Origin of the sequence: Georgenia satyanarayanai, assembly GCF_900116375.1 — a bacterium.
GTDB lineage: Bacteria > Actinomycetota > Actinomycetes > Actinomycetales > Actinomycetaceae > Oceanitalea > Oceanitalea nanhaiensis.
In genome coordinates, this window is sequence record NZ_UETB01000008.1 from 1 (window position 1) to 13,384 (window position 13,384).

The 13,384-nt window shown below is 75.3% G+C and carries 12 protein-coding genes and 2 rRNA genes; all 14 read left to right on the plus strand.

Annotated elements, in window-relative coordinates; all coding sequences use genetic code 11:
• Positions 1–116, plus strand: a 23S ribosomal RNA gene (locus DSZ44_RS11230); the annotation flags it as partial.
• Positions 117–213: 97 nt separating this feature from the next.
• Positions 214–330 (plus strand): 5S ribosomal RNA (rrf, locus tag DSZ44_RS11235).
• Between the two features lie 1,482 nt (positions 331–1,812).
• A complete protein-coding gene (locus DSZ44_RS11245; RefSeq protein ID WP_110852730.1) occupies positions 1,813–2,847 on the plus strand; it encodes a hypothetical protein in 1,035 nt (344 codons plus the stop codon).
• On the plus strand, positions 2,844–3,908 hold the full coding sequence (locus DSZ44_RS11250) for an HAD-IIA family hydrolase (protein WP_110852731.1): 1,065 nt from the start codon (positions 2,844–2,846) through the stop codon (positions 3,906–3,908). Before DSZ44_RS11245 ends, DSZ44_RS11250 begins: the two co-directional genes overlap by 4 nt.
• Before the next feature lie 11 nt (positions 3,909–3,919).
• Positions 3,920–4,630, plus strand: coding sequence for an AzlC family ABC transporter permease (locus DSZ44_RS11255; RefSeq protein WP_110852732.1), 711 nt, complete (start codon positions 3,920–3,922; stop codon positions 4,628–4,630).
• Positions 4,623–4,943, plus strand: coding sequence for an AzlD domain-containing protein (locus tag DSZ44_RS11260; RefSeq protein WP_110852733.1), 321 nt, complete (start codon positions 4,623–4,625; stop codon positions 4,941–4,943). The genes DSZ44_RS11255 and DSZ44_RS11260 overlap by 8 nt, the downstream gene beginning before the upstream one ends.
• Before the next feature lie 194 nt (positions 4,944–5,137).
• Positions 5,138–5,317, plus strand: coding sequence for a hypothetical protein (locus DSZ44_RS11265; protein WP_220035171.1), 180 nt, complete (start codon positions 5,138–5,140; stop codon positions 5,315–5,317).
• Position 5,318: 1 nt separating this feature from the next.
• Positions 5,319–6,146, plus strand: coding sequence for a TlyA family RNA methyltransferase (locus DSZ44_RS11270; RefSeq protein WP_110852735.1), 828 nt, complete (start codon positions 5,319–5,321; stop codon positions 6,144–6,146).
• Entirely contained in the window at positions 6,143–6,991 is an 849-nt protein-coding gene (locus DSZ44_RS11275) for an NAD kinase (protein WP_110852736.1), read from the plus strand. The genes DSZ44_RS11270 and DSZ44_RS11275 overlap by 4 nt, the downstream gene beginning before the upstream one ends.
• Positions 6,988–8,670, plus strand: a complete 1,683-nt coding sequence (gene recN / locus DSZ44_RS11280) for a DNA repair protein RecN (RefSeq protein WP_110852737.1) — start codon at positions 6,988–6,990, stop codon at positions 8,668–8,670. The genes DSZ44_RS11275 and recN overlap by 4 nt, the downstream gene beginning before the upstream one ends.
• A gap of 5 nt (positions 8,671–8,675) precedes the next feature.
• Positions 8,676–9,878 (plus strand): putative cytokinetic ring protein SteA, encoded by a 1,203-nt coding sequence (steA, locus tag DSZ44_RS11285; RefSeq protein WP_258369441.1) that lies wholly within the window; start codon positions 8,676–8,678, stop codon positions 9,876–9,878.
• A gap of 7 nt (positions 9,879–9,885) precedes the next feature.
• A complete protein-coding gene (locus DSZ44_RS11290) occupies positions 9,886–10,917 on the plus strand; it encodes a copper transporter (protein WP_110852739.1) in 1,032 nt (343 codons plus the stop codon).
• Positions 10,917–11,738, plus strand: coding sequence for a hypothetical protein (locus DSZ44_RS11295; protein WP_110852740.1), 822 nt, complete (start codon positions 10,917–10,919; stop codon positions 11,736–11,738). Before DSZ44_RS11290 ends, DSZ44_RS11295 begins: the two co-directional genes overlap by 1 nt.
• A gap of 16 nt (positions 11,739–11,754) precedes the next feature.
• Positions 11,755–13,377 (plus strand): murein biosynthesis integral membrane protein MurJ, encoded by a 1,623-nt coding sequence (gene murJ, locus DSZ44_RS11300; RefSeq protein WP_110852741.1) that lies wholly within the window; start codon positions 11,755–11,757, stop codon positions 13,375–13,377.
• Positions 13,378–13,384 lie beyond the last annotated feature (7 nt).

Below are 13,384 nucleotides of genomic sequence, written 5' to 3' on the forward strand. Positions count from 1 at the left end.
CCACCCTCGAGGTGGGAAGGCCCCCAGCAGAACACTGGGTTGATAGGCCGGACGTGGAAGCGGGGACTAACGACCCGTGGAGCTGACCGGTACTAATTGGCCAACAACTTCACCACAACTATCAAGATCAAATGTTGACGCGTCCACTGTACGGTTCTGGAGCCACCCACCCCTCACACACGTGAGGGAAGCGGTCGGACAACTCCACAGAGTTACGGCGGTCATAGCGAGGGGGAAACGCCCGGTCCCATTCCGAACCCGGAAGCTAAGCCCCTCAGCGCCGATGGTACTGCGTGGGAGACTACGTGGGAGAGTAGGACACCGCCGAACACCCATTCCCGTAAGGGCCGCAACGATGCGTTGCGGCCCTTACGTGTTTCTACCCGGGTGCAGCCCAGACGAAGAGAGAGATCGATGGACGACCACAGGAACAGCTCATCACGTGGCGAGGATCGCTCCGGGCGGCCCGAGCGGGGGCAGCGCGGCGGAGCCGGCTCGTCCCGCGGCGCAGGCCAGGGTGGACCGCGCCGCGACGGGGGGCCGCAGCGGCCTTACCGCAAGAACGAGGGGCCGCGGAGCTCGGCCCCTCGCCGCGATGGCGACAACCGCGGTGCACGAGGCGACTGGACGCCCCGCTCCGGAGGCGAGGGCGGGCGCGCGGGCGACCGCGAGCGCCCCTACCAGCCGCGCCGCGACAGCGACGGCCCTCGTGGCGAGGGCGACCGACGGTCCGGCTCTGCCGACGGCGGCGCGCGGTCGCGCGGCGAGTGGGGCTCGCGCCCGGCGCGAGCGCCGTACAGCCGTGACGGCGGCCCCCGCCGTGACTCCGACGACCGCCGCAGCGGCCCGCGCGACGACCGCAAGCCGCGTGGCGAGTGGGGCTCGCGTCCCACCAGCGACCGCGGTCCGCGCCGTGAGGGCGACGACCGGCGCAGCGGCCCGCGCGACGACCGCAAGCCGCGTGGCGAGTGGGGCTCGCGTCCCACCAGCGACCGCGGTCCGCGCCGTGAGGGCGACGACCGGCGCAGCGGCCCGCGCGACGACCGCAAGCCGCGTGGCGAGTGGGGCTCGCGTCCCACCAGCGACCGCGGTCCGCGCCGTGAGGGAGACGACCGGCGCTCCGGCCCCCGTGCCGACGACCGTCGTCCCCGCGGTGACTGGGACTCCAGGTCCTCGCGCCCCGGCGCCGACCGCGAGGGCGGGCGCGCAGCGGGAGACCGCGGCTTCGGCGCCCGGAGTGACGACCGCCGTGGCGGCGAGTTCCGTCGTGATGGTGACAGCCGTGGTGGTCGTGACTTCGGCGGGAGCCGTGGTGGCGATGAGCGTCGTGGCGGCCGCGAGTTCGGTCCTCGTCGTGATGGTGACAGCCGTGGTGGTCGTGACTTTGGCGGGAGCCGTGGTGGCGATGAGCGCCGCGGCGGCCGTGACTTCGGTGCGAGCCGTGGTGGCGACGAGCGACGCGGTCCCCGGGACTCCGGGCCCAGGGGCGAGGACCGTCGTACCGGCGGCTCCGGCGACCGTCGCGACGAGCGCCGTGGAGACTGGAGCTCTCGCCCGCAGCGTGGGAGCGAGCAGGCGTCCGGAGGACGCGAGGAGCGGGGTTTCCGGCCCCGCGGTGACGACGACCGCCGTGGCGGACCCCGTCGCGACGCGCGTCGTGACGACCCGCGCGCTCCCCGGCGCTTCAGCCGGGACGGTGGCGATGCTGCGGCCACTGCACGCAGCGGTCGCCCCAGCCGCCCGGGTGAGCTCGACCCGCGCCGCGTCGAGCGCGAGCCGGAGCCCATCATCGACGAGGACGTCACGCCCGACATGCTCGACCGCGCGGCGCGCGCCCGGTTGCGGACGCTGACGAAGTCGAACGCCGACCACGTCGCCTCCCACCTCGTCATGGCCGGCAGGCTCGTCGACACCGACCCCGAGCTTGCCTACGAGCACGCCCGGACGGCTGTGCGCAGCGCCGGCCGCGTCGACGTCGTCCGCGAGGCTCTCGCGCTCACCGCCTACGCCACCGGGCGGTACGCGGAGGCACTGCGTGAGGTCCGCACCGTGCGCCGCCTGAGCGGCATGGACGCCCACCCGGCGATCGAGGCGGACTGCGAGCGTGGCCTGGGCCGCCCGGAGCGGGCGCTCAGCGTCATCGCCGAGGCCAAGAGCAGGAAGCTGCCCGTCGCCGAGGCCGTCGAGCTCACCCTCGTCGAGAGCGGCGCCCGCGCCGACCTCGGTGAGCACGAGGCCGCCCTGCTTGTCGTCGAGCGCCTGATCCCCGCCGTCAAGGAAGCGGAGCCCAAGCGCCGGCTGCAGCTCGTGCGCGCCGACCGTCTGGAGACGCTCGGCCGCCACGAGGAGGCAGCCGCCGTCCGCGAGGCCGCCGGGGAGATGCCGATTGAGGACGAGGACCTCGTCGTCGTCGACCTCCTGGGTGACGAGGACGAGGACGACGACATCGCGACGAGCGCCGCGTTGGTACCGGAGCCGGAGCGCGAGGCCGAGCCCGAGCCGGAGTCCGAGCCGGAGCTGACGACCGAGCCGGAGCCGGAGCCGGAGCCGGAGCTGGAGACCGAGCCCGCGCCCGAGCCTGGGGCCGAGGCTGAGGCCCAGCTCGAGCAGGAGGCCGAGCCCGCGCCTGAGGCCGCGGTTGAGCCGGAGGCCGAGCCCGCGCCTGAGGCCGCGGTTGAGCCGGAGCGCGAGCCCGAGGCCGCGGTTGAGCCTGAGCCTGCCGCCGAGCCGGAGGCCGAGCCTGAGCCCGCCGCGGAGCCGGAGGCCACGGTCGAGAAGGACGAGGCCGACGAGTCCGGCCAGGTCCAGCTCGACCTGTTCGCCGACACCGAGGAGGAGCGCCCGTGACGGAAACCCTCACCGGGTCCGCAGTACCCGCCGACAGCTACGACGTCGCCCTCTACGACCTCGACGGCGTCGTCTACCTGGGCGACGAGCCCGTCACCCACGCGCCGGCCGCCATCCAGGCGGCCGCCGCGCGCGGCCTGCGTCCGCTGTACGTCACCAACAACTCCTCCCGTGAGCCGGAGGACATCGCCGCCCAGATCACCGGCTTCGGCATCCCGTGCGAGCCGCAGGAGATCGTCACCTCCGCCCAGTCCGTGGCTCTGCTCCTGCAGGACGAGCTCGAGCCCGGTGCCCGCGTGCTCCCGGTCGGTGGCCAGGGTCTGCGCACCGCGCTGAGCGCGGCGGGCTTCGAGCTCGTCACGAGCGCCGCGGACGCACCGGCGGCCGTCGTCCAGGGCTTCGCCCCCGATCTCGGGTGGCGGGACCTCGCCGAGGCCGCCTACGCCGTCGGCGCCGGGGCGCGCCACGTCGCGACGAACCTCGACGGCTCCATCCCCAAGGAGCGCGGCGTGGCACCCGGCAACGGGGCGCTCGTCCGCGCCGTCGTCGAGGCGACGGGCATCGAGCCCCTCGCCTCGGGCAAGCCGCTCCCGGCGATCTACCACCAGGCGGCGGACCGGCTCGGTGCCTCGTCCCCGATCGCCGTCGGTGACCGGCTCGACACCGACCTCGAGGGCGCCCGCGCCGCCGGCATGCCCGGGCTCCTCGTCCTCACCGGTGTGACGACGGCGCGCGACGCCGTCCTCGCGCCCGCGCACCAGCGTCCGTCCCTCCTCGCCCTCGACCTGCGGGGGCTCTTCGTCCAGCACCCCGCGCCGCTCGAGGTGGAGGACGGCCGGTGGGGCTGCGGCGCGGCCGTCGCGCGCGTGCACGACGGCGCTCTCGAGCTCGTCGACGACCCCACCGGCCCGCTCGGCCCGTCGGACCCGCAGCGACTGAGTGGCGGGCGGGCACGCGTCAGCCTCGACGGCTGGCGCGCGCTGTGCGTGGCCGCGTGGGACGCCGCCGACCGCGGCGCCCCGCTCGCTCCGGAGGTCGTCCCCGCCCTGGTGGTCGGCTGACCCCGGCTCCGATGCGACGACCCACCGCCCACGAGGGACCCGGACGCCGCGCCGAGATCGGCGCCGGCGCCCGGGCCTCCCTGGCGGCCGGACTGGGCATGTACCCGCTCGGGGTTGCCTTCGGCCTCCTCGTCGTCCAGGCCGGACTGCCGTGGTGGCTCGCCCCGGCGCTGTCCGTCGCGGCCTTCGCCGGGTCGCTCGAGCTCCTCCTCGTCGGCATGATCAGCGGGGGAGCCTCGATCGCGGCGATCGCCGTGACCACCCTCGTCGTCAACTTCCGGCACGTCTTCTACGCGTTCTCCTTCCCCCTGCGCGTCGTGCGCCATCCCGTCGCGCGGGCGTACTCCGTCTACGCCCTCATCGACGAGGCCTACGCGATGACCGCCGTACGCCCGCACGGCTGGACGGCGTGGCGGCTGCTCTCGATGCAGCTGTGCTTCCAGGCCTACTGGGTGGGCGGTGGCCTCACCGGCGTCGCGGTCGCCTCCCTCCTGCCCGGACCGGTGCAGGGCCTGGAGTTCGCCCTGTGCGCCCTGTTCATCACCCTCACCCTCGACGCCGCCCGCAGCCGCCGGGAGGTTCCCTCGCTCCTGCTGGCCGGGCTCGCCTTCACCTGCGCCGTGGTCGTCGCCCCCGGCTCGGTGCTCCTCGTCGGTCTCGTCCTGCTCGTCGGCCTGCTCCTCGGCCGGTACGTCCTCACGAGGGGAGGGGCGCGTGCCTGAGCCGGGCTACGTCGTCGCCGCCCTCGCCACGGTCTTCGTCATCACACTCGCGCTGCGCGCGGTGCCCTTCGCGATCCTCGAGCCGCTGCGCGACTCCCGCCTCGTCATGACAATGGCGGCGTGGATGCCCGCCGGCATCCTCGCCGTCCTGGCGGCCGCCACCTTCCGGTCCTCCGCCACGGGCGGGCACCTGCTCCACGCCGCGCTGGCCGCCGCCGTCACCGTCGCCGTCCACCTCACCGGCGGACGGCGCACGCTGCTGAGCGTGGGCGCCGGCACCCTCACCTACGTCGCGCTCGTCAACCTCACCTGAGGGCGGGCCGCCGTCGGAAGCAAGTCGGCTGTCGGCGATAAGTGCGCTGTCGGCGGTAAGTCGGCTGTCGGCGACAAGTGCGCTGTCGGCGGGAGGTGGTGGGTGTCGATGCGGTGGGGCCGGGGGAGCGCGGCGGTACATTGGCGGGGAACCGACCCTGCAGGACGGACGCGAGAAGGAGACCCATGCCGGACGTGACGCCAGCGCCAGCCCCTCGGCCCGCGCCGCCGCGCCCCGGCCCCTCCGCACCGCAGCCGGTCCCCGAGCTCGCGGAGCTCGAGACCCTCGCCGGGCGCCCCCTGAGCGAGCACGTCACCGTCCTCGACGCCGTCCACCGCGCCCTGGCAGCCCAGCTGTCGGCGGCTGAGTCCTGACGTGGCGCGTCTCGTCAGGGTCGACGCCGAGCTCGTCCGCCGCGGGCTGGCCCGCTCGCGCCAGCACGCCGCCGAGCTCATCGCCGAGGGCCACGTGCTCCTCGACGGCGCCGCCGTCACCAAGGCCGCCCGGCAGGTGGATCCCGCGCAGGCGCTGCGCGTCGTCGCCCCACCCACCGACGACTACGCCTCCCGCGGCGCGCACAAGCTCGCCGGCGCCCTCGACGCCCTCGGGCCCGCCGCCCCCACGGTCGCCGGCCGCCGCGCTCTCGACGCCGGTGCCTCCACCGGCGGGTTCACCGACGTGCTCCTGCGCCGCGGCGCCGAGCACGTCGTCGCCGTCGACGTCGGCTACGGGCAGCTCGTGTGGTCCCTCCAGCAGGACCCGCGCGTCACCGTCCTGGACCGCACGAACGTCCGCACCCTCGACCCCGCCGCCGTCGCCCCGGCGCCGGGACTCGTCGTCGGGGACCTGTCCTTCATCTCCCTCACCCTCGTCCTGCCCGCCCTGGCCGCTGCCGCCGCGCCCGACGCCGACTTCCTCCTCATGGTCAAGCCGCAGTTCGAGGTGGGCAAGGAGCGCCTCGGCAGGGGCGGCGTCGTCCGTGACCCCGCCCTGCACGCCGAGTCCGTGCGGACCGTGGCCGACGCCGCCGCGACCCTGGGCCTGGGGACCTTCGCCGTCGTACCCAGCCCGCTGCCAGGTCCCAGCGGGAACGTCGAGTACTTCATAGGCTTGCGCCGTGACCCGAGCCGCGTCCACCCACCCGAGGAGCTCGACGCCGTGATCGCCGCCGCCATCGACCAGCGACCCACGGTGGCGCCGTGAGCCGCCGGGTGCTGCTCGTCAGCCACGAGTGGCGCGAGCAGGCGGTCACCGCGGCGCAGCAGGCGGAGGCCCGGCTGCGCGAGCTCGGCATCGAGCCGGTGCTCGAGCTCGACGACGACCCCGCCAACGACCCCGAGCTCGTCCTGGTCCTCGGTGGGGACGGCACGCTCCTGCGCGCCGCCGAGCTCGTCCGCGGCCGCGACATCCCGCTCATCGGCGTCAACCTCGGGCACGTCGGCTTCCTCGCCGAGGCCGACCCCGACAGCCTCGGGGAGGTGGTCCAGCGCATCGCCGACCGCGACTACACCGTCGAGGAGCGGATGACGATCGACGTCGAGGTCCAGACCCCCGCGGGTGACATCCACACCGGGTGGGCCATCAACGAGGCGACCATCGAGAAGGTCGACCGCTCCGGGGTCATCGAGCTCGCCCTCGGCGTCGACGGCCGGGGCCTGTCCTCCTTCGGCTGTGACGGCATCGTCATCGCCACCCCCACCGGTTCCACGGCCTACGCCTTCTCAGGCGGCGGGCCCGTCGTGTGGCCCGACGTCGAGGCGCTCCTCGTCGTCCCGATCGCCGCGCACGCGCTCTTCGCCCGCCCGCTCGTCGCCGGCCCCTCCTCGGTGCTCGCCGTCGAGGTCCTGGACCGTAACCTGTCCGGCGGCGACGTGTGGTGCGACGGACGCCGCCAGCTGCCCGCACCCGTCGGCTCGCACATCGACGTCCGGCGCGGCAGCGAGCCGGTGCGCCTGGCCCGCATCGAGCCCACGCCCTTCTCGGGCCGGCTCGTGGCGAAGTTCGCGCTCCCGGTCACCGGGTGGCGCGGGGGGAGGAAGGACCCGTGATCGAGGAGATCCGCATCGAGAACCTCGGTGTCATCGCCTCGGCCACCCTCGGCCTGGGCCCGGGCTTCACCGTCATCACCGGTGAGACCGGCGCCGGCAAGACGATGGTCCTCACCGGCCTCGACCTCCTCCTCGGCGGGCGGGGCGAGACCGCCATGGTCCGCGGCGGCGCCGACCGCGCCGTCGTCGAGGGCACCTTCGTCGTCGGGGACGACGTCGCCGCCCGGGTCACCGACGCAGGCGGCTCCCTCGACGACGACGCGCTCCTCCTCGCCCGGGCGTTGCCCGCCAAGGGCCGCTCCCGGTCCTTCGCCGGTGGACGCAGCGTCCCCCAGGCCTTCCTCGGTGAGCTCGCCGCCGACCTCGTCACCGTCCACGGCCAGTCCGACCAGCTGCGCCTGCGCTCGCCCGCCCGGCAGCGCGCCCTGCTCGACGCCTTCGCCGGCGCCTCCGCGCTCCTCGGGGAGTACCGCGCCACGTGGCAGCGGCTCACCGAGGTCCAGGCGCGCCTGGAGGAGTGGCAGGCCCGCGCGGACGAGCGAGCCGGGGAGGCGGTGCGCCTGCGCACGAACCTCGAGCTCCTCGAGACCCTCGACCCCCAGCCCGGCGAGGACGACGCCCTGCGCGCGGAGGCCGAGCGGCTCGGCAACGTCGAGGAGCTGCGACAGGCCGCCGGCCGCGCCCACGCCGCCCTCCTCGGGGCGGGGGAGGGCGGCGAGCAGGACGCGACCGTGCTCGTCGACGACGCCCGCCGCGCCCTCGAGGTGAGCGACCCCGAGCTCGCGGCGCTCTCCACCCGCCTCGCCGAGGTCTCCTACCTCCTGTCCGACATCGGCACCGAGCTGTCGGGCTTCCTCTCCTCCCTCGAGGCGGACCCCGACCGGCTCCAGACCGTCCACGAGCGCCGCGCGGCCCTGCGGGACGCCGCCCTGCGCCTGGGCCTGGAGAGCTCCGACGAGCTGGGGGAGTGGTCGCGCTCGGCCGCGGCCCGCCTGGCCGAGATCGACGGCCCCCAGGACGGTGGCGCCGCCCTCCGCGAGGAGCTCACCGCGCTCACCGCCACGCTCGGCGAGCTCGCCGAGCGGCTCACCGCCGCCCGCACCGACGCGGCCGCCCGGCTCTCCACCGCGGTCGATGCCGAGCTCGCCGGGCTGGCCATGCCCGGGGCCCACCTCGAGGTGGGCCTCGAGCCCCTGCCCGAGCCCGGTCCCTGGGGCGCGGAGACCGTGAGCCTCCTCCTGCAGCCCCGGCCCGACTCCCCGCCACGTCCGCTCGGGGAGGGAGCCTCCGGTGGTGAGCTGTCGCGCGTCATGCTCGCCCTCGAGGTCGCCGTCGCCGCGCCGGCCACGGACACGGCCGTGCGCCCCACCTTCGTCTTCGACGAGGTCGACGCGGGCGTGGGCGGCCGCGCCGCCATCGAGGTCGGGCGCCGGCTGGCCGGACTGGCTCGCGTCGCGCAGGTCGTCGTCGTCACCCACCTGCCCCAGGTGGCCGCCTTCGCCGACACCCACCTGCTGGTGAGCAAGTCGACCGGGGAGACGACCATCACCGACGTGCGCGAGATCACCGGGCCCGAGCGGGAGCAGGAGCTGGCACGCATGCTGTCGGGACAGGAGGACTCCGACGTGGCTCGCCGCCACGCCGCAGAGCTCCTGGACCGTGCCGTCGTGGCACGATGACTCGCGTGAGTCCCCTCTTCCGTCGCCGCACACCTCCCGACACCGGGCCCGGTGTGACCGGACCCGTGCGCGTGGACGCGCGCACGAAGAACCTCACCAAGCGCCTGCAGCCCGGTGACGTGGCCGTCATCGACCACCTCGACCTCGACCGCGTCTCGGCCGAGGCGCTCGTCGCGTGCCGTCCGGCCGCCGTCCTCAACGCCGCCAAGTCCACCTCCGGGCGCTACCCCAACCTCGGCCCGGAGATCATCGTCGTCGAGGGGATCCCGCTCGTCGACGACCTCGGCGGCTCGGTCATGTCGCTGCGCGAGGGACGGCCCGTGCGCGTGGACGGCAACGCCGTCTACTCGGGGACCGTCCTCATGGCCGAGGGCACCGAGCAGACCGAGGAGAGCGTCGCCGCCGCCATGGTGGAGGCTCGCGAGGGCCTGTCCGTCCAGCTCGAGGCCTTCGCCGGCAACACGATGGACTTCCTCAACCGGGAGCGCGACCTCCTTCTCGACGGCGTGGGCGTGCCCGACGTGCACACCGCCATCGAGGGCCGGCACGTCCTCATCGTCGTGCGCGGCTACCACTACAAGGAGGACCTGGCGATGCTGCGGTCCTACGTCCGCGAGTACCGTCCCGTCCTCATCGGCGTCGACGGCGGCGCGGACGCGATCATCGAGTCCGGCCTCACGCCGGACATGATCGTCGGGGACATGGACTCCGTCTCCGACGCCACCCTGCGCAGCGGCGCCGAGATCGTCGTCCACGCCTACCGCGACGGCCGCGCCCCCGGCATGGCGCGCGTCGAGCAGCTGGGCGTGGACCACGTCGTCTTCCCGGCCACCGGCACGAGCGAGGACGTCGCCATGCTGCTGGCCGACGACAAGGGCGCCGAGCTGATCGTCGCCGTCGGTACCCACGCGACCCTCGTGGAGTTCCTCGACAAGGGCCGCGCGGGCATGGCCTCGACCTTCCTCACGCGCCTGCGGGTGGGCTCCAAGCTCGTCGACGCCAAGGGCGTCTCCCAGCTCTACCGCACCCGGATCTCGACGCTGCAGATCGTCCTGCTCGCGCTCGCCGGGCTGCTGGCCATCGGGGTGGCCCTCGCGTCCACCGAGCTCGGCCAGGCGCTGTACCAGATCGTCATGGCGCGGCTCGACGGCCTGTTCGCCGCCATCAAGGACCTGCTGGGCATCGCCCCGCCCGCGCCCACCTCGTAGGAGCACGATGATCGACTTCCGCTACCACCTCGTCTCACTCATCGCCGTCTTCCTCGCCCTGGCGCTGGGGATCCTCCTCGGTGCCGGTCCCCTCAACCAGCCCCTCGGTGACCAGCTCACCGGTCAGGTGGAGGAGCTGCGCGAGGACCGCGACCGGCTGCGGACGGAGCTCGAGGTCAGCGAGGCCGAGCGCGAGACGCGCGACCAGTTCCTCGACGAGGTCGCCCCCGCCACCCTCGGCTCGCGCCTCGAGGGCCGCTCGGTCGCCGTCGTCGTCCTGCCCGCCGCGAACGAGGACGACGTCGCCGACGTGCGCCTGCGCCTCGAGCAGGCCGGCGCCACCGTCACCGGGCAGGTCCAGGTCACCGAGGCGTGGACCGACCCGGGCACCGCGACGTTCCGCTCGAGCTTCGCGGGCCAGATCCTCGGCTACCTCGACCCCGCCCCGCAGGACGGCGCGGACGCCGGCGTCATCCTCGGCACCGCCCTGGGCCAGGCCCTGACCCGGGGGGACGTCGACGGCACCCTCACGACCGACGCCGAGACGCTCCTCGAGCTGCTCGTCTCGGCCGAGGACCCGCTCGTCGAGCTCACCGAGGAGCCGGGCCAGGCCGCCAACGCGACCGTCGTCGTCGCCCCGCGCAGCGAGGCCACCGGCCCCGAGGAGACGCCCGAGCCCGCCGACGTCGAGACCCGTGAGCAGCGGCTGGCCGAGGAGGTCGCCCTGGCCCGCGGCGTGGCCGCGACCGGTGAGGGCACCGTCGTCGTCGGCTCGGCGGCGACCGAGCTCGACCTCATCAGCGCCGTGCGCGCCGACGCGGACGCAGCCCAGGCCGTGACGACGACCGACTCCATCGCCGAGCTCACCGGGCGTCTCAGCGTGCCGATGGCCCTCGCCGTCGACATCTCCGGCGAGGTGGGCCACTACGGGGTCGGGGCCGAGGCCACCGCCCTCGTCCCGCCCGCGGTCTACCTGCCCCCGCCCGCCGTGCCCGGCCCCGAGCAGGAGGAGGCCGCCGAGACCGAGGACGCCGGCTGATGGCGCGTCTGCGGGCCGCGCTGCTGGGCGTCGTGGCCACTGGTGCGGTGGCCACCGCGGTCGAGAGCGCGCCGCCCGGCGGGCCCGAGCGCTGGCAGCGCACGAACTACGCCGGGCGCAGCGTGAGCCTCCTCGGTGGCCTCGCGCAGGCCGGGGGCACGAGCCTCGCGCTGCTCGGCGCCGGCCGGACCGGCGCGGCGGCAGCCGTCGCCGCCGGGGCCGCGGGCGCGCTCGGCGCCGTCGACGACCTCACCGAGCGGGAGGCCGACCGCCACGTCAAGGGCCTGCGCGGCCACCTCGGCGCGCTGCGCGAGGGCCAGGTCACCACCGGTGCGCTGAAGATCGCCGGTATCGGCGGCGGCGCGCTGCTCGCCTCGCTCGTCCTGCCGGCACGCGGCTCGGGGCGCGTCGCGCGCCTCGCCCACCGTGGCACGAGCGCCGCGCTCATCGCCGGGACCGCGAACCTCCTCAACCTCTTCGACCTGCGCCCCGGCCGGGCGCTCAAGGTCACCTGCGTGGCGGCGGCCGCCACCACCCTCGCGGGCGGCCCGGGCGCGCCCGTCGCTGCCACCGCTCTCGGCTCCGCCGCCGCCGGCCTGCGCGACGACCTCTCCGAGCGCACCATGCTCGGCGACACCGGTGCCAACGCCCTGGGCGCCACTCTCGGCGCCGCCCTGGCCGCCCACCCCTCCCGTGTGCTGCGGGGCGGGGCGCTGGCCGCCGTCGTCGCCCTCACGCTGCTCAGCGAACGGGTGAGCTTCTCCCGCGTCATCGACCAGTCCCCGGTGCTGCACGCCCTGGACCAGTGGGGCCGGAGGTGACCCCGGTGGTCGGGAGGTGACCGACCCGGTCACCGGCCGCCGCCGCGTCCTCGCCGGGGTCGCCGGCGCCGCGGGCATGATGGCGGCCGTGACGGTGCTCTCGCGCGCCGTCGGCTTCGTGCGGTGGTTCGTCCAGTCGGCCACGCTGGGCGACTCCGCCACCGCGAACGCCTACTCCACGGCCAACACGCTGCCCAACGTCCTGTTCGAGGTCGCGGCCGGCGGCGCCCTCGCCGGCGCCGTGGTCCCCCTCCTCGCCGCCCCGCTCGCCCGTTCCCTGCGCGGGGAGGTCGACCGGATCGCCTCGGCGCTGCTCACCTGGACGCTGGCCGTCCTCGTCCCGCTCGGACTCCTCGTCGCCCTCCTCGCCGGTCCCATCGTCGGGCTGCTGCCCGACTCGGTCGGCTCGGACGTCGAGACGCAGCGGCAGCTCGCCACGTTCTTCCTGCGCATCTTCGCGCTGCAGATCCCGCTGTACGGCGTGGGCGTGGTCCTCACGGGCGTGCTCCAGGCGCAGCGGCGCTTCCTCCTGCCGGCCATCGCCCCGCTCCTGTCCAGCGTCGTCGTCATCGGCGCCTACCTCGCCTTCGGGATGCTCTCCGGCGGGATGGCCGACGAGCCCGAGCGCCTGGCCCAGTCGGCGCTCGACTGGCTCGCCTGGGGCACCACCCTGGGCGTCGCGGCGATGAGCCTGCCGCTGCTCGTGCCGGTGGTGCGCAGCGGCGTGCGGCTGCGCCCCGTGCTGCGCTTCCCACCCGGCGTGGGCCGCCGTGCGGTCAACCTCGCCGCCGCGGGCATCGGCGCGCTGCTCGCCCAGCAGGTGAGCGTCGTCGTGTTCATCGTCCTGGCCCGCGCCGGCGGCGTGGAGGGCACGATCACGATCTGGGAGTACTCCCGCGCGGTGTACTTCCTGCCCTACGCCGTCCTCGCGGTGCCCGTCGCCACCGCCGTCTTCCCGCGGCTCGCCGAGCTCGCGGGAGGCCACGACCGCGCCGCCTTCGCGGCCATGGCCGTCGGCTCCACCCGCTCGGTCCTCGCCGCGTCCCTCGTCGGGGCGGGCATCCTCACGGCCGTCGCGCCCGGTGTCACGACCGTCTTCTCCCTCAGCGGCACGATGGAGGGGATGACGACGGCGGTCACGTGGCTCGCCCCCGCCGTCGTCGGCTACGGGCTGGTCTTCCACGTGTCCCGCTGCCTGTACACCCTGGACCGCGGCCGCGCCGCGGTGATGGCGACGGCGGCGGGCTGGCTCGTCGTCAGCGTCGCCGCCGCCGTGCTCGTCCAGGTCACCGCGCCCGACGGCGGGAACGGGCCGGCCACGCTCTTCTCCCTGGCGCTGGCGACCTCGATCGGCATGACCGTCGCCGGCCTGGCGCTGCTGTGGGCGCTGCGGCACGCCCTCGGTGCTGACGCGCCGCTCGGCGCACTGGTGCGCACCGCGGCGGTGGGCACGGTGGGGGCGGCCGCCGGGGGACTGGCCGGCAGGCTCGTCACCGACGCCGTGCTCGACGCCGTGGACCCCCAGCTCCTCTCCGGTCTGCTCGCCTCCGTGGCCGGCGGGCTGTGCGCCGCCGCGCTCGGTGCCCTGGCCGTGGTGCTCGCCGACCGCACCGCCCTGCGTCCCGCGCGCTGGTCCTGAGGCCGTG

Coding starts and splice junctions, on each gene's coding strand:
- DSZ44_RS11245 (WP_110852730.1), top strand. CDS start 1,813: ATGCTCGACCGCGCGGCGCGCGCCCGGTTGCGGACGCTGACGAAGTCG.
- DSZ44_RS11290 (WP_110852739.1), top strand. CDS start 9,886: ATGATCGACTTCCGCTACCACCTCGTCTCACTCATCGCCGTCTTCCTC.
- DSZ44_RS11255 (WP_110852732.1), top strand. CDS start 3,920: ATGCGACGACCCACCGCCCACGAGGGACCCGGACGCCGCGCCGAGATC.
- DSZ44_RS11295 (WP_110852740.1), top strand. CDS start 10,917: ATGGCGCGTCTGCGGGCCGCGCTGCTGGGCGTCGTGGCCACTGGTGCG.